Consider the following 15,216-nt stretch of genomic DNA (forward strand, 5'->3'; position numbering starts at 1 on the left):
CACATCACCGTCAGCTATACGGGCCTCTTTACAGCACCAGGCCGCGCCGGCAAAAAGACGGCGCCGGCCTGTCAGGGCTTACACCGCCAGCGCGCGCTCACGCAGCTCGCTGTTGAGGATGCGGTCGTTCTCGCTGTAATCGACCGGGCAGTCGATCACGTGCACACCCGGGGTCTTGATGCAGTGCTCCAGCAGCGGCAGCAGGCCTTCGGCGCTTTCCACGCGGTGGCCGTTGGCGCCGTAGGCTTCGGCATACTTGACGAAGTCCGGGTTGCCGTAGTCCAGGCCGAAATCGGTGAAGCCCATGTTGGCCTGCTTCCAGCGGATCATGCCGTAGCCGTCGTCACGCAGGATCACCACGGTGATGTGCATGCCCAGACGTACTGCAGTCTCCAGTTCCTGGCTGTTCATCATGAAGCCGCCGTCGCCGCACACCGAGATTACCGGGCGGTCCGGGTGCACCAGGTGCGCAGCCATTGCCGATGGCAGGCCGGCGCCCATGGTCGCCAGGGCGTTGTCCAGCAGCACGGTGTTGGGCTTGTGCGCTTTGTAGTTGCGGGCGAACCAGATCTTGTAGATGCCGTTGTCCAGGGCGACGATGCCTTCGGACGGCAGTACACGACGGATGTCAGCCACCATGCGCTGTGGGTAGACCGGGAAGCGGTCGTCGTCGGCGCCTTCGGCGATCTGTGCTTCGTTGGCTTCACGGATGGCCATCAGGCGGGTGAAGTCCCAGTGCGACGTGTCGTTCAGTGCTTCACTGATCTGCCACACGGCGTTGGCGATGTCGCCGATCACTTCTACTTGCGGGAAGTACACAGCATCGACTTCGGCAGAGCGGAAGTTGATGTGGATGACTTCGGTGCCGCCACGGACCATGAAGAACGGTGGCTTCTCGATCACATCGTGGCCGATGTTGATGATCAGGTCGGCGGCTTCGACGGCGCGGTGAACGAAGTCGCCCGACGACAGCGCAGCGTTGCCAAGGAAGCGCGGGTGGCGCTCGTCGACCACGCCTTTACCCATTTGGGTGGTGATGAACGGGATGCCGGTCTTGTCGATCAGTTGCTTGAGGACCTTGGCGGTCATCTTGCGGTTGGCACCGGCACCGATCACCAGGATCGGGTTACGCGCGTTCTGCAGTTTCTCGACGGCAGCTTCAATGGCCACGTGCTCGGCCAGCGGGCGGCGGTGCAGGCTGCGCGGGATCGGCAGCGCGTCGGTCTGCTCGGCGGCGATGTCTTCCGGCAGCTCCAGGTGCACCGCACCCGGCTTTTCTTCTTCGGCCAGGCGGAAGGCTTCGCGCATGCGGGCCGGGATGTTGTCGGCCGAGGCGAACTGGTGGGTGTACTTGGTGATGGGGTCCATCATGCCGCACACGTCAATGATCTGGAAGCGACCCTGCTTGGACTTCTTGATCGGCTTCTGCCCGGTGATCATCATCATCGGCATGCCGCCCAGGTAGGCGTAGGCGCTGGCGGTCACCAGGTTGGTGGCACCAGGGCCGAGGGTCGACAGGCTGACGCCGGTCTTGCCGGTCAGACGACCGTAGGTGGCAGCCATGAAACCTGCAGACTGCTCGTGACGGGTCAGTACCAGCTTGATCTTCGACTTGCGCAGGGATTCGAGCAGGTCGAGGTTTTCCTCACCGGGAATGCCGAATACATACTCGACACCTTCGTTTTCCAGGCATTGCACAACGACATCGGCGGCCTTGGCCATTTGGGGTACTACCTCAAAATCTTTGTGGGATTGCAGATTTATTAAGCTGCGTGACTGAGATGTTGCAGGATGTCTCAGTGGCGCGCATCGTAGGCCCTCTGGTTAATAATAATAAATATATTGTTATGATGCTTAGCATCACAGTTCGTTATGAATGCATCTCGCATGAAAGGTAGCACCCCTCAATGAACCTCAAGGCATTGCGCTGCTGTGTCGAAATCGTCCGGCAAGGCAGCTTCACCAAGGCCGCGCAGCACCTGCACATCGCCCAGCCAGCGCTGAGCATGGCCGTCACCCGGCTGGAAGAAGAACTGGGGGTAACCCTGTTCAACCGCACCACGCGCAAAGTGATCCTCACGGCAGAAGGCGAGCAGTTCTTGCCGCGCATTGCCTCTGCCCTGCGCGAAATGGACGTTGCCCGGCAAGAGCTGCGCGACATGGCCGACCTCAAGCGCGGTGAAGTGCGCCTGGGTATCCCGCCGATGTTCGGCCTGCACTACGTCCCCGGGTTGATGAACGCCTTCCGCAAGTCGTACCCCGGCATTGCCATGACCGTGTTCGAAGGCAGTGCCGAAGACATTGGCCATCGCCTGGAGCAACGGGAAATCGACCTGGCGCTGCTGGAGTCCCGGCGTGTACCGCCGGATAAGGAGTCGATCCTGCTGGGCAGCGACGAGATGCTGGCGTGCATGCACCCGGATCACCCCTATGCCGGCAAGGCCTACCTCACCGCCGAAGACCTGCGCAATACCGACATGGTGGTGTTCGATCGCACCTTCGTTCAACGCCATCTTCTGGATGCGTTCTTCGCCGAACATGGCATCACTTACCAGGTGGCGCTACAGAGCAACTTCGTCTCGCTGGTGGTGCAGGCCGCGCTGGACAACATGGGGGTGGCGACCCTGCTGCGCTCGGTGCAGCAACGCACGCCAGGCATCGTCGGCGTGCCGTTCCGGCCAGCACAGCAGATGAGTTTCCGCTTGTGCTGGCGCTCGGGGGAATACCTGTCGCTGGCCAGCAAGCGGTTTATCGATTTTGCTGCACAGACGCATTACCTGGAGCGGTGAGTACCAGTCTTCTGGGCGAGATGAGCAATCACCTGCTCCGCTGCACGCCCCAGGCAGCCTTTGAAAAAATGATTGGCACCGGCGTACACCGACACCGCCCGTTGTTCAGGGCCAGCCCATTGCAGCAGGTTGGCCAGCGGTGCCATTTCATCCTGTTCACCATGGAGTAACAGGCAATCCCCAGGCAGCGGCAATGGCTCGTAATAGCGCCCTCCCGGTACATCCCCCACCGGCAGCCCCATCAATGCGACTGCCTGCAACTGCCCTTCCAGCGCACAGGCAACCCGGGCGAACACGTAGGCCCCAAAGGAAAACCCGACCAGCGCTACCGGCAGCTCGGGCTGTTGCTGATTGAAGTGACGGATGACCGCGATGCAATCCTCGGCTTCACCGATGCCCTGGTCGTGCGTGCCTTGCGTCTGCCCCACCCCACGAAAGCTCGGCCGTACCACTTGCCAGCCGGCTGCACGCAGCTGCCGTGCCAGGGTCAGTGGCACGATATGCCGTGGGCTACCGCCCAGCAGCGGTTGCGGATGGCTGACCAGCACCAGCCCTTTGGGTGGTCCGTCGGGGTAGTCGATCAACAGCTCGATCTGGCCGACGGCCCCATCGATAAGCAGCGGGTTGCGCGGGGTATCTGACATTGCAGTTGTCCTTGTGAACCGAGTGTGTGGCGCGTGTACTCACCGTTTGCCGAGCGTTGGCGCGTCACCGCCCGCAGTCTAAAAGAGCAGGCGTACCCGCTGCCACAGGGTCCAGTCACTTCAGCCAGGGGCGTAGCAAGCGCGCCCGCACTGAGCAGGAAACGGGCTGCAACGTCGCGGCAGCCGGGGCAGCATCCTCGACGTTGCAGCCATCGATTGACTATTATCCCGCCTTGAACGTTTCAGCATGTTTCAATAGGGATACAAATGTCAGTCCAGGAACGCCCCCCGCTCCCCAGTAAACACACCGTCGCCAAGATGGAAGCCGCCATGGCACTGGGCAGCTTTGCCATCGGCACCGGCGAATTCGCCATCATGGGCCTGATGCCCGACATTGCCAGCAATTTGCAGTTGAGCGAGCCGCAGGTGGGCCATGCCATCAGCGCGTATGCGCTGGGGGTGATGGTTGGCGCACCGACACTGGCCATTCTCGGTGCCAAACTGTTGCGCAAGCACATGCTGCTGCTGTTGATGCTGCTGTATGCCGTGGGCAACCTGGCCACGGCCTTTGCCCCCTCGTTCGGTGGCCTGGTCACATTTCGTTTCATCAGCGGCCTGCCCCACGGCGCCTACTTCGGCATTGCCGCAGTGGTCGCCTCGAGCATGGTCGCCAAGGATCAGCGCGCGGGGGCGGTTGCCCGGGTAATGATGGGCCTGACCTTGGCCATGTTGCTCGGCAACCCGGTTGCCACCTTCCTGGGCCAGTACTTCGGTTGGCGTTCGGCATTCGTGCTGGTCGGCGCGATCGCCCTGTGCACCATCGCCCTGGTCTGGCGTTTCGTGCCCCAGCGCCACGACGAAACACGCAGCGACCCGCGCAAGGAGCTACAAGCCTTTGCCCTCCCACAGGTATGGATGGCGCTGGCCATCGCTTCGATCGGTTTTGCCGGCATGTTCTGCGTGTTCAGCTACCTGGCACCGACCATGCTGCACGTGACCCAGGTGTCGCCACAGTGGATTCCGTTTGGTCTGGCGGCGTTCGGCGTGGGCGGTATCGTCGGCAACATCGCTGGCGGCAAGCTGTTCGACCGCCTGCAGTTCCGCGCCGTGGGCTTGGTACTGATATGGTCGGTCGCCGTGCTGCTGTTCTTTACCTTCGCCGCCCAGGCGCTGTGGAGCCTGCTGCTGGGCATCGGCCTGGTGGGCACCATGATCGCGCTGGCGGCACCGCTACAGATCCGCCTCATGGACATTGCCCATGAGGCACCTAGCCTGGCAGCGGCGTCGAACCATGCGGCGTTCAACCTGGCCAATGCCCTGGGGCCATGGCTGGGAGGCATGGCGATCACTGCCGGCATGGGCTGGACCAGCACCGGGTACATCGGCGCCGCGACTGCGCTGGTTGGCCTGGGCATCTACCTGGTGGCGCGGCGGATGAAAGGCGGGCATTGAAGCCGGCAGGGTCATAAAGGGTTACCCTACCCCTTTATGCACCCGCCACTGCCGAGTCATTCATGTTCGATTGGGAAGACCTGCGCCATTTCTCCGCCTTCAGCTCGGCCGGCTCGCTGTCGGCCGCTGCCAAGACCCTGGGTGTCGACCACGCCACCGTGGCCCGGCGCATCGCCTCGCTCGAAGCTTCGCTCAAGCTCAAGCTGGTCGACCGACGTCCCCGCGCCTATGCCCTCACCCACGAAGGCCAACGTGTTGCGGAACTCGCCGAGCAGATGGCCATGTCCTCTTTTGCCCTGGCACATTTCGCCAGCGCCGGCCAACAGACAGTGGAAGGCGAAGTGGTGCTCTCGGCACCACCGGCGCTGCTGGGCAGCATCGTTGCCCGGCGCCTGGGCGAGCTGTACCAGCGCTACCCACAGCTGCGCCTGAAGCTGGTAGGCAGCAAATCCAAGGCATCCTTGGTCCGCCGCGAAGCTGACATCAGCATCGCCCTGGCCAGGCCGACAGAGCCAACTCTGGTGGTCAGCCTGCTGGGGCACCTGGATTACCGGCTGTATGCCTCGCCCGGTTACCTGGCCAGCGCAACGGTCAGGCGCTACATCGGCTACGACGAGTCTCAGGCCCGTTCCCCACAACAGCAATGGCTCAACCTCCAGGCCGGCCAGCAGCCGTTCGCATTGCACAGCAATGACCTGCGCATCCAGGCCCAAGCCTGTGCCGGCGGCATCGGCATCGCCTGCCTGCCCGCGTTCATGGCACAGGAACACGGTCTGAAAGAAGCAGGCAGCGCCCAACAGACAATGAGCATCGAAATCTGGCTGGCCGTGCATGAAGACGTGCGTGCCACCCCGCGGATCAAGGCGGTTACCGACTTCCTTCAGCAACAGGTGCGGCCGCTGCTACGCTTGTGAATTCTTGCAGATGGCGCATGCATCAATACGGAATTTTCGCCCAACCCTGCCAGCGTTAGGCTAACTCCATCACTCACGCCCTTGAAGGAGACGACGATGCAGTACGTAAAGCTGGGTAGCACTGGGCTGGACATTTCAAGGCTGTGCCTGGGCTGCATGACCTTCGGTGAACCCGACGCCGGCACTCATCCCTGGACCTTGGGCGAAGACGCCAGCCGGCCGATCATTCGCCATGCGGTCGAGCAAGGCATCAACTTCTTCGACACTGCCAATAGCTATTCCGCCGGCACCTCGGAAATCATCCTCGGCAAACTCCTGAGGGAGTTTACCCGCCGCGAAGAAACCGTGATCGCCACCAAGGTGTTCTTCCCTGCCAACATGTGGGAAGGCGCCAGCCGGCCCAATGAGCAAGGCTTGTCACGCAAGGCGATCATGGCCAACATCGACGCCAGCCTCAGCCGCCTGGGCACAGACTACGTCGACCTTTACCAGATCCACCGCTGGGACTACCACACCCCCATCGAGGAAACCATGGAAGCTCTGCATGATGTGGTCAAGGCCGGCAAGGCGCGCTACATCGGTGCATCGTCGATGTATGCCTGGCAGTTCGCCAAGGCGCAGCAGGTAGCCGCCAACCATGGCTGGAGCCGCTTCGTGTCGATGCAGAACTACCTCAACCTGATCTACCGCGAAGAAGAGCGAGAGATGATCCCGCTGTGCCTGGATCAAGGCGTCGGCCTGATGCCCTGGAGCCCGATGGCGCGCGGCCGCCTGACACGACCGCATGGGCAGCAAACCCAGCGCACGCGCACCGATGTGTCCGGGCAGTCGTTCTATGAAAAGACCGAGGTGGAGGACGGCCGGGTAATCGATGTGGTCGAGCAGATCGCCAGCGAACGGGGGGTGCCGATGGCCCAGGTTGCGCTGGCCTGGGTGCTGGGTAGGGCCGGCGTTAGCGCCCCTATCGTCGGCGCCTCGAAGCCCGCCCACCTGGACGATGCCCTGGGCGCACTGTCACTGCAGCTGAGCGAGGACGAGGTGGCGCGCTTGCAGGCCCCTTACGTTCCCCACGCGGTCACCGGCTTCAAGTAGCAATGGCTTGCGGCAGTTCGATGCGCACCCGCAAGCCCCCTGTGGCGGCGGCCAGCGCGGTGATGCTGCCACCGTGCAAGGCGATGGCACGCTGGGCGATCGCCAGCCCCAGGCCGAAGCCGTCGCTGCTGTCGGTGCCACGGTCGAACGGTTCGAAGATGCGCTGCAGGCGCGCCGGGTCGACGCCCGGGCCATGGTCGCTGACGCACACCTGCAACCATTGCCCACCGGGTGCCGGTGCGGCCTCCACCAATACCGCCGTGCCGGGCTTGGTGTAGCGCACGGCATTGCGGATGACGTTCTCGAAAGCCCGGTACAGGAGCTCTTCATGGCCATGCATGAGAAACGCGCCCTGAGCCAGCAAGGACACCTGGCACTGCTTCATGCCTGCCTCGAAACGGGCATCCTCGACGATCTGCGCCAGCAGTTCGACCACATCCACGCTGGCGAAGTCATTGTTGCCTTGACGGGACTGGGCACGGGCCAGGGTCAGCAGTTGCTCGATCAGGTCGTCCATGCGCCGCGACTCGCGCTCGACCCGCTCCAGCATGTCGGGCCGGTCGGGTTGCTGGCGCATCAGGCCGATGGCGGCATGCATGCGGGTAAGCGGTGAGCGCAGCTCATGGGAAATATCATGCAGCAGGTTCTGCTGGGCCTGCACCAGGGCCTTGAGCTGGCCGGCCATGCGGTCACAGTCCTCGGCCAGGTCGACGATTTCGTCACGGCGCTTGCCCAGCCGCGGCCTGACCCGCACATCGAAACGGCCTTGGGCAACCTGGCCCATGGCCTCGCGCAGCCAGGTCAGCGGCCGGGTCAGGTAAAAGCTGCACAACAGCGCGAACAGCGCGCTCATCACCGCCCCTGTCACAAACGGGCCAAGGTTGCGTGGGCGCGGTGCCATACCGACACGGGTGGCCACCGAAGCGCGCAGCACCAGCGGGCGGCCGTCACGGTCGAGCAGTGCCTGCTCGAAACGCGCCACGTGCACCGTTTGGCCAGCCAGCAAGCGGCCTTGATCGTCGTAAAGGCCTACTTGCACATCCTGCGGCTGTGGCGACACGTCCAGCAACTGGCGGCCGGCCCGCTCGCCATGCCGTTCGAGCAATTGCAGCTCGGTGGCCAGCAGCGAACGCAGCCCGGGTGTATCGCCGCGCAGCTCATTGAGCATGAAGGCCCCCGCCCCCACCAGGAAGGTCAGGGTGTTGGCCAGCCAGAACGCCAGGAACAGCTTCCAGAACAGACGCCGGCGCATCATTCGACGATCAGCATGTAGCCCATGCCGCGCACGCTCTGTATCCAGCTGCTGCCATCGGCACGCGGGCCAAGTTTTTGCCGGATGCTGCTGACGTGCACGTCGATGCGTCGGTCATAACGGGTCAGCGGCCGGCCCAGGGCATTGAGCGACAGGTCCTGCTTGCTGACCAGCTGACCGGCCTGGCGCGCCAGGGCTTCGAGCAGGCTGAACTCGGAGCCGGTCAGTTCCAGCGTGGCTGCGCCCCAGCGTGCCTCGCGCCGCCCCGGCCACATTTTCAATGCGCCGCTGCGTACCTGTTCAGGTACCTCGGGCGCGCTGGTTTCACCCATCAGGTGTGGCTGCACGCGGCGCAGTATCGCCCGCAGGCGCGCCACCAGCTCGCCAGGAGAGCTGGGCTTGGGTACATAGTCGTCGGCACCCAGCTCAAGGCCGGCGATGCGGTCGATGTTGTCGCCACGGGCCGTCAGCAGCAGTACCGGCACCTGGCTGCGCGCGCGCACGCGGCGTAACACTTCGATGCCCGAAATGCCGGGCAGCATGACGTCCAGCACCACCACCTGGAAGTTACCGGACAACGCCTGGGTCTCGCCTTCTTCGCCGGTGTCCACGGCCGTTGCCTGGAAGCCTTCGCGCGCCAGGTACAAAGAGAGCATTTCGGTCAGTTCGCGGTCGTCGTCGACCAGCAGCACAGGGATCATCAGGGCCAGATATCGCAATTGCAGGGGTGGTAATGATCGCCCTACGCGCCGGCACTGTCACCGCCGGCCGGTCGGACTTTACACATCTTTACCCTCGGCTAACCGCGCCGTACACAGCCCGCCCGTATCCTCATCGCCCGCTGCTTGCGGGTTGCCCGCGCTCGCCTCCCTCCAAATCCGCTTGTCTGGAACCCCCGATGAACTACCCGCGCCTGTTGCTCTCCATCCTGCTGCTGAAAGCCACGCTGGCCCAGGCCTCACCGTTCAGGATCGCCGACATTCGCGTCAACGGCCTGCAGCGGGTTTCCGCTGGCAGTGTGTTCGGTGCCTTGCCGCTGAACGTTGGCGACCAGGCCGACGACCGCCGCCTGGTGGACTCGACGCGTTCCTTGTTCAAGACCGGGTTCTTCCAGGACATCCAGTTGAGCCGCGATGGCAATGTGCTCATCATCAACGTGGTCGAGCGCCCGTCGGTGTCCAGCATCGAGATTGAAGGCAACAAGGCGATCAGCACCGAAGACCTGATGAAGGGCCTGAAACAATCGGGCCTGGCCGAAGGCGAGATCTTCCAGCGTGCCACCCTCGAAGGTGTGCGTAACGAGCTGCAGCGCCAGTACGTGGCCCAAGGCCGCTACTCGGCCGAGGTCGACGCCGAGGTGGTGCCGCAGCCGCGCAACCGTGTGGCGCTGAAGATCAAGATCAACGAAGGCACCGTCGCCGCCATCCAGCACATCAACATCGTGGGCAACAACGTCTTCGATGATGAGACCCTGGGGCAGCTGTTCGAGCTGAAGACCACCAACTGGCTGTCGTTCTTCAAGAACGACGACAAGTACGCCCGTGAAAAACTCTCCGGTGACCTGGAGCGCCTGCGTTCCTACTACCTGGACCGCGGCTACATCAACATGGACATCGCCTCCACCCAGGTGTCCATCACGCCGGACAAGAAGCACGTCTACATCACCGTCAACATCAACGAAGGCGAGAAATACACCGTTCGCGACGTGAAGCTGTCCGGTGACCTCAAGGTGCCGGAAGACCAGGTCAAGTCGTTGCTGCTGGTGCAGCCGGGCCAGGTGTTCTCGCGCAAGGTGATGACCACCACGTCCGAGCTGATCACCCGCCGCCTGGGTAACGAAGGCTACACCTTCGCCAACGTCAACGGCGTGCCACAGCCGAACGACCAGGACCACACCGTCGACATCATGTTCGTGGTCGACCCGGGCAAGCGTGCCTACGTCAACCGCATCAACTACCGCGGCAACACCAAGACCGAAGACGAAGTGCTGCGTCGCGAAATGCGCCAGATGGAAGGTGGCTGGGCGTCGACCTACCTGATCGACCAGTCCAAGACCCGCCTGGAGCGCCTGGGCTTCTTCAAGGAAGTCAACGTCGAGACCCCGCAGGTGCCTGGCACCGACGACCAGGTCGACGTCAACTACAGCGTCGAAGAGCAGGCCTCCGGCTCGATCACCGCCAGCGTCGGTTTCGCCCAGAGCGCCGGCCTGATCCTGGGTGGTTCGATCAGCCAGAGCAACTTCCTCGGTACCGGTAACAAGGTATCCATCGGCCTGACCCGTTCGGAATACCAGACCAAGTACAACTTCGGCTTCGTCGACCCCTACTTCACCGCCGACGGCGTCAGCCTGGGCTACAACCTGTTCTACAACAGCACCGACTACAGCGATTACTACGACGATGGGGTTTCGTACTATGCAATCAACAGCTACGGCGCCGGGGTCAGCTTCGGCTACCCGATCAACGAAACCTCGCGCCTGACCTACGGCCTGACCCTGCAGCACGACGACATTTCGCCCGGCACCTACAGCGCTGACGAGATCTACGACTTCATCTCCCGCGAAGGCAAAAGCTTCAACAACCTCAAGGCGTCGATCGGTTGGTCGGAATCTACCCTCAACAAAGGCGTGCTAGCCACCCGGGGCCACTCGCAGAGCCTGACGCTGATGGCTACCACCCCTGGCAGCGACCTGTCGTTCTACAAGCTCGACTACAACGGCCAGGCTTTCCTGCCGGTGACCAGCAACACCACGCTGCGCCTGCACACCAACCTGGGCTACGGCAACGGCTATGGCTCCACCGACGGCTTGCCATTCTATGAAAGCTACACCGCCGGTGGGCAGGGCTCGGTACGCGGGTTCAAGGACGGCACCCTCGGCCCGCGCAGCACACCGGCTACCGGGGCCTATTCCAGCGCTGGGCAGGCTTACTATTCCGACCGCGACACCGATGTGCTGGGGGGCAATATCCTGATTACCGGCGGTGCCGAGTACCTGTTCCCGCTGCCCTTCGTGAAGGACCAGAGCCAACTGCGCAGCTCGGTGTTCGTCGATGCCGGCAACGTGTATGCCGACACCTGCTACCTGTCCACCACCCAAGGCTGCGGCAGCGTCGACCTGGCGCAGATGGCTGTGTCGCTGGGGGTTGGCGTGACCTGGTACAGCCCGATGGGGCCGCTGAGTTTCAGCCTGGCGGCGCCATTGAAAAAGCCGGATAACGCCGAAACCCAGGTGTTCCAGTTCTCGTTGGGGCAGACCTTCTGAGGCTGCTCATGAAATGAACCGCGCAGCACGGGGGTTGAGCATTACCCGCTTTTACCCCCGCTTTACCCAAGTTGACAGTCACCTTGCCTAAGCTGGCCAGCACTCGAACCCCGCCCAGCAGGACACCCTCATGCCTCCGTTCACACCCTGTTTCCCTACATCACTGCGCGAAGATGAAATACCCGTCGCCCTGCTCGATCTGGTGCAGCAACGCCTGGCCACCCTGCTTGGCCCACGCTTCACGGTGGTACTGGGCGGTAGCGGCAACGGCGATGGTGTCAGTCATTACCACCTGGCAATCCAGCACAACCAGAGCGGGGTTTCCCTGGAGGATTACGGTGACGTCGGTGCCGGTTTCGTCGAGCACCTGCTGCGCATGGGCACCCAGGTGCGGGACATGCTCGACTCAGCCACCTTCAGCCGTATGGGCAGCGATGACCCTGGCCGACCATTGGTATGGCTCCGCGAGCTGGTCAGCCCCGGGGAAACCATTACAATGCGCGGCCCAACCTGAAATATGTTTTCCCCATGAAATCACTGCTTTACGCCGTAACCTTATTATTTTCCTTTACCCTCCCTGCCTTGGCCAACCCGCCGGCCACCTTCACCGAAGCCAAGGTGGTGGCCAAGCAGAAGGTCTACCTGGACCAGGCCAGCAGTGCCATGGGCGACCTGTACTGCGGTTGCAAATGGACCTGGGTGGGCAAGTCTGGCGGGCGCATCGATGCCGCCTCGTGTGGTTACCAGACGCGCAAGCAGCAGAACCGTGCCGAACGCACCGAGTGGGAACACATCGTGCCCGCCCACACCTTCGGCAACCAGCGCCAGTGCTGGAAGAACGGCGGCCGTGAGCACTGCGTGGACAACGACCCGGTGTTCCGCGCCATGGAGGCCGACCTGTTCAACCTTTACCCGGCCGTGGGTGAGGTCAACGGTGACCGCAGCAACTTCAACTACGGCATGGTCACTGGCAATGCCGGCGAATACGGCCAATGCACCACCAAGGTCGATTTCGTCCAGCGCACCGCCGAACCGCGTGACGAAGTCAAAGGCCTGGTGGCCCGCACCACGTTCTACATGTTCGACCGCTACAAGCTGAACATGTCGCGCCAACAGCAACAGCTGCTGATGGCCTGGGACAAGCAACACCCGGTGTCGGCCTGGGAGAAAGAACGCGACCGGCGCATTGCCGCGATCATGGGCCATGCCAACCCGTTCGTAAGCGGCGAACGCAAGTGGACCGCCGGCTACAAGCCGGTTGGCAGCGGCGTGGTAGAGGCGGTGCCGGTAAAAGCGGCCAAGCCAGAGGCCAAACCAAGCCTGGCCAGCGCCGGTTCGGTCGGCGCCGTGCTTGGCAACCGCAACAGCCACGTCTATCACCTGTCAGTCGGCTGCCCGGGCTACAACCAGGTTGCAGCGAAGAACCAGGTTACCTTCGCAAACGAAGGTGAAGCGCAGGCAGCGGGGTATCGCAAGGCAGGCAACTGCCGCTGACCGTTTCAAAGGCTGCGCGGCCCCAGTGGGAACCGGGGCGCGTCAGCCGTTGACCAAGTTTACCGGCCGTTCACCGGCCAGCGCGCTGAGCAGGTTGTCCACCGCGCAACGCGCCATGGCCTGGCGGGTGTCCTCGGTCGCCGAGCCGATGTGCGGGGTCGCTACCACGTTATCAAGCTGCAACAGCGGCGAGTCGCTCGGCAGCGGCTCGTGCACGAACACGTCCAGCCCCGCACCGCGGATGCGCCTGGCCCGCAGCGCTTCGATCAGCGCCTGCTCATCCACCACACGCCCGCGTGAGATGTTCACCAGGATTGCCTCAGGCTTCATCAACGCAAGTTCCCGTGCGCCTATCAGGCCTTCGGTGCTAGCGCTCAACGGCACCGTCAGGCAAACGAAATCTGCCTGCTGCAACAGCTCATCCAGGCTGCACTGGCATGCGGCATAGCGTGCTTCCACCTCGGGCTTGGCACGCTGGCTGTGATACAGCACGCGCATGCCAAAACCAGCGGCCGCGCGCCGGGCCAGGGCCTCGCCAATGCGGCCCATGCCGACGATGCCTAGCGTCTTGCCGTGCACATCACTGCCAAAATGCGCCGGCCCCAGGTTGGCCTGCCAACGGCCGTCACGCACCCAGTTCGCCAGCTCCACCACCCGCCTGGCGGTAGCCAGGATCAAGGCAAAGCCTGTGTCGGCCGTGGTTTCTGTCAACACGTCGGGCGTGTTGGTAAGCATCACACCACGCCTGCTGAGTTCAGCAATGTCGTAGTTGTCCACGCCCACCGAAACGCTCGACACCACTTCCAGTTGCGGGGCAAGGTCGAGCAGGCTGGCATCCAGGCGCAGGCTGGCCCCCAGCAACCCGTGCGCCCCCGGCAACGCATCGCGCAGTCGGGCCAGGCCATCGGGCTGGGTGGTGTCCACCCAGGTCACCTCGACGCGATCTTGCAGGCGTGCCATCAAGTCGTCTGACAGCCGTTTATACAGGACGATTCGCTTCTTCATTGCAGATTTCCTAATGGTTCATGGCCAGACGCGAGCTATCGCGCTTTGCTCGGCCAGAGGTCTGGGAAGTATTGAGCGCAGCGGTAAGCGCCACTGCAGTCAGCAGCGCACCGCACATGAACAGATAAGAGGCGCCGGGCCCGCCCGTAGCCCCATTGAGGTAGCCCACCAGCCACGAACCGCCAAACGAGCCCAGCGCCCCCATGCTGTTGATCAGGGCCATGGCGCCGCCTGCGACGTTGGCCGGCAGGATCTCGGGCACGATCGCGAAGAACGGGCCATAAGGGGCGTACATGCAGGCGCCAGCAACCACCAGCAATGCATACGACAGCCAGAAATGCTCGCTGCCCAAGGCGTAGGAACCATAGAACGCCAACGCGGCAATCAGCAGCGGCGGCCAGACGAAGCGCTTGCGCTTTTGCAGGCGGTCGGACGCCCAGGACACGCCCACCATTGCCAGCACTGCCGCCAGGTAAGGCACCGAGGCCAGCCAGCCGGCCTGCACGATATCGACGTTCGCCGCCTGCTTGAGAATCGACGGCAGCCACAGCACGAAGCCATACACGCCGATGCTCCAGCAGAAGTACTGCAGCGCCAGGATGATCACTTGCGGCGAGCGGAACGCTTCGCGGTAGTTCTTTACAGGCTTGATACCCTGCTGCTCGGCAGCCAGCGCCTGCGCCAGAGCGGCCTTTTCCTGCTCGCTCAGCCAAGCCACCTGGGCCGGGCGGTCATCCACCAGGCGCCACCAGAAGAACGCCCAGATCACGGCGGGCAGGCCTTCGATGATGAACATCCAGCGCCAGTCGTAATGCTTGATCAGGTAACCGGACACCACCGACATCCACAGAATGGTCACCGGGTTGCCCAGCATCAGGAAGGTGTTGGCGCGCGAACGCTCGGCCCGGGTGAACCAATGGCACAGGTACACCAGCATGGCCGGCATGACCGCAGCTTCCACCACCCCGAGCAGGAAGCGGATACCGATCAGCATGTAGACGTTGCTGACCATGCCGGTAAGCGTGGCAAGGCCGCCCCAAAGGATCAGGCAGACGAAGATCAGCTTCTTCACACTACGCTTTTCGGCGTAAATCGCCCCAGGTACCTGGAAGAAGAAGTAGCCGAGGAAGAACAACGCCCCCAGCAATGACGAAAGCACGGGGGTGATGTGCAGGTCTTCGGCCATACCGGAGGCGGCGGCGAAGCCGTAATTGGCGCGGTCCAGGTAGGCCAAGCTGTAGGTAAAGAACACGATCGGGATGATGTACCACCAGCGGCGCGGTGCCAGGCTTTGGCTTTGCATGGTTTGTTG

13 protein-coding genes are annotated in these 15,216 nt (G+C 63.0%); 7 read left to right on the forward strand and 6 right to left on the reverse strand.

The window, feature by feature from the left end:
• Positions 1–78: 78 nt before the first annotated feature.
• Positions 79–1,722 carry an acetolactate synthase large subunit gene (locus V6093_RS04995; protein WP_004576806.1) on the reverse strand — a complete coding sequence of 548 codons (1,644 nt, stop codon included), beginning with the start codon at positions 1,720–1,722 and terminating at the stop codon, positions 79–81.
• 185 nt (positions 1,723–1,907) lie between these two features.
• Between V6093_RS04995 and V6093_RS05000 the strand changes: the two genes are divergently transcribed.
• Positions 1,908–2,789 (forward strand): LysR family transcriptional regulator, encoded by an 882-nt coding sequence (locus tag V6093_RS05000; protein ID WP_004374921.1) that lies wholly within the window; start codon positions 1,908–1,910, stop codon positions 2,787–2,789.
• Here the strand turns inward: V6093_RS05000 and V6093_RS05005 are convergent.
• A complete protein-coding gene (locus V6093_RS05005) occupies positions 2,774–3,433 on the reverse strand; it encodes an alpha/beta hydrolase (RefSeq protein WP_004576841.1) in 660 nt (219 codons plus the stop codon). The genes V6093_RS05000 and V6093_RS05005 overlap by 16 nt on opposite strands.
• A 267-nt stretch (positions 3,434–3,700) precedes the next feature.
• Between V6093_RS05005 and V6093_RS05010 the strand changes: the two genes are divergently transcribed.
• The 3 genes from V6093_RS05010 (at position 3,701) to V6093_RS05020 (ending at position 6,891) form a co-directional block, all read left to right on the forward strand.
• A complete protein-coding gene (locus tag V6093_RS05010; protein WP_012052224.1) occupies positions 3,701–4,885 on the forward strand; it encodes an MFS transporter in 1,185 nt (394 codons plus the stop codon).
• A 62-nt stretch (positions 4,886–4,947) separates the two neighbouring features.
• Positions 4,948–5,799: a LysR family transcriptional regulator gene (locus V6093_RS05015; RefSeq protein ID WP_004374928.1), complete on the forward strand. Its 852-nt coding sequence runs from the start codon at positions 4,948–4,950 to the stop codon at positions 5,797–5,799.
• Between the two features lie 96 nt (positions 5,800–5,895).
• Positions 5,896–6,891 (forward strand): aldo/keto reductase, encoded by a 996-nt coding sequence (locus V6093_RS05020; protein ID WP_010954243.1) that lies wholly within the window; start codon positions 5,896–5,898, stop codon positions 6,889–6,891.
• On the opposite strand, the gene V6093_RS05025 is transcribed toward V6093_RS05020, so the two are convergent.
• Together V6093_RS05025 and V6093_RS05030 are read right to left on the reverse strand one after the other, a co-directional pair.
• A complete protein-coding gene (locus V6093_RS05025; protein ID WP_012052222.1) occupies positions 6,884–8,146 on the reverse strand; it encodes an ATP-binding protein in 1,263 nt (420 codons plus the stop codon). The two genes, V6093_RS05020 and V6093_RS05025, sit on opposite strands and share 8 nt — an antisense overlap.
• Entirely contained in the window at positions 8,143–8,844 is a 702-nt protein-coding gene (locus tag V6093_RS05030; protein WP_047603558.1) for a response regulator transcription factor, read from the reverse strand. The genes V6093_RS05025 and V6093_RS05030 overlap by 4 nt, the downstream gene beginning before the upstream one ends.
• Positions 8,845–9,041: 197 nt before the next feature.
• Here V6093_RS05030 and bamA point away from each other — a divergent pair, with 197 nt between their 5' ends.
• The 3 genes from bamA (at position 9,042) to V6093_RS05045 (ending at position 12,899) form a co-directional block, all read left to right on the forward strand.
• Positions 9,042–11,405 carry an outer membrane protein assembly factor BamA gene (gene bamA, locus V6093_RS05035; protein WP_406669726.1) on the forward strand — a complete coding sequence of 788 codons (2,364 nt, stop codon included), beginning with the start codon at positions 9,042–9,044 and terminating at the stop codon, positions 11,403–11,405.
• Between the two features lie 130 nt (positions 11,406–11,535).
• A complete protein-coding gene (locus V6093_RS05040; protein ID WP_047605232.1) occupies positions 11,536–11,919 on the forward strand; it encodes a hypothetical protein in 384 nt (127 codons plus the stop codon).
• 14 nt (positions 11,920–11,933) lie between these two features.
• Positions 11,934–12,899 (forward strand): endonuclease, encoded by a 966-nt coding sequence (locus tag V6093_RS05045; protein WP_004374941.1) that lies wholly within the window; start codon positions 11,934–11,936, stop codon positions 12,897–12,899.
• Between the two features lie 42 nt (positions 12,900–12,941).
• Here the strand turns inward: V6093_RS05045 and V6093_RS05050 are convergent, their stop codons facing one another.
• Positions 12,942–13,904, reverse strand: a complete 963-nt coding sequence (locus tag V6093_RS05050) for a D-glycerate dehydrogenase (protein ID WP_014861723.1) — start codon at positions 13,902–13,904, stop codon at positions 12,942–12,944.
• Positions 13,905–13,914: 10 nt separating this feature from the next.
• Complete coding sequence (locus tag V6093_RS05055) at positions 13,915–15,207, reverse strand: MFS transporter (RefSeq protein WP_014861724.1); 1,293 nt, start codon at positions 15,205–15,207, stop codon at positions 13,915–13,917.
• Positions 15,208–15,216 lie beyond the last annotated feature (9 nt).

It is taken from the genome of Pseudomonas putida group bacterium ESBL64, from assembly GCF_045277175.1.
Classification (GTDB): domain Bacteria; phylum Pseudomonadota; class Gammaproteobacteria; order Pseudomonadales; family Pseudomonadaceae; genus Aquipseudomonas; species Aquipseudomonas alloputida.

Excerpts from the sequence above, each read along its gene's own strand:
- V6093_RS04995 (WP_004576806.1), bottom strand. The coding sequence starts at position 1,722 with ATGGCCAAGGCCGCCGATGTCGTTGTGCAATGCCTGGAAAACGAAGGT.
- V6093_RS05000 (WP_004374921.1), top strand. The coding sequence starts at position 1,908 with ATGAACCTCAAGGCATTGCGCTGCTGTGTCGAAATCGTCCGGCAAGGC.
- V6093_RS05005 (WP_004576841.1), bottom strand. The coding sequence starts at position 3,433 with ATGTCAGATACCCCGCGCAACCCGCTGCTTATCGATGGGGCCGTCGGC.
- V6093_RS05010 (WP_012052224.1), top strand. The coding sequence starts at position 3,701 with ATGTCAGTCCAGGAACGCCCCCCGCTCCCCAGTAAACACACCGTCGCC.
- V6093_RS05015 (WP_004374928.1), top strand. The coding sequence starts at position 4,948 with ATGTTCGATTGGGAAGACCTGCGCCATTTCTCCGCCTTCAGCTCGGCC.
- V6093_RS05020 (WP_010954243.1), top strand. The coding sequence starts at position 5,896 with ATGCAGTACGTAAAGCTGGGTAGCACTGGGCTGGACATTTCAAGGCTG.
- V6093_RS05025 (WP_012052222.1), bottom strand. The coding sequence starts at position 8,146 with ATGATGCGCCGGCGTCTGTTCTGGAAGCTGTTCCTGGCGTTCTGGCTG.
- V6093_RS05030 (WP_047603558.1), bottom strand. The coding sequence starts at position 8,844 with ATGATCCCTGTGCTGCTGGTCGACGACGACCGCGAACTGACCGAAATG.
- bamA (WP_406669726.1), top strand. The coding sequence starts at position 9,042 with ATGAACTACCCGCGCCTGTTGCTCTCCATCCTGCTGCTGAAAGCCACG.
- V6093_RS05040 (WP_047605232.1), top strand. The coding sequence starts at position 11,536 with ATGCCTCCGTTCACACCCTGTTTCCCTACATCACTGCGCGAAGATGAA.
- V6093_RS05045 (WP_004374941.1), top strand. The coding sequence starts at position 11,934 with ATGAAATCACTGCTTTACGCCGTAACCTTATTATTTTCCTTTACCCTC.
- V6093_RS05050 (WP_014861723.1), bottom strand. The coding sequence starts at position 13,904 with ATGAAGAAGCGAATCGTCCTGTATAAACGGCTGTCAGACGACTTGATG.
- V6093_RS05055 (WP_014861724.1), bottom strand. The coding sequence starts at position 15,207 with ATGCAAAGCCAAAGCCTGGCACCGCGCCGCTGGTGGTACATCATCCCG.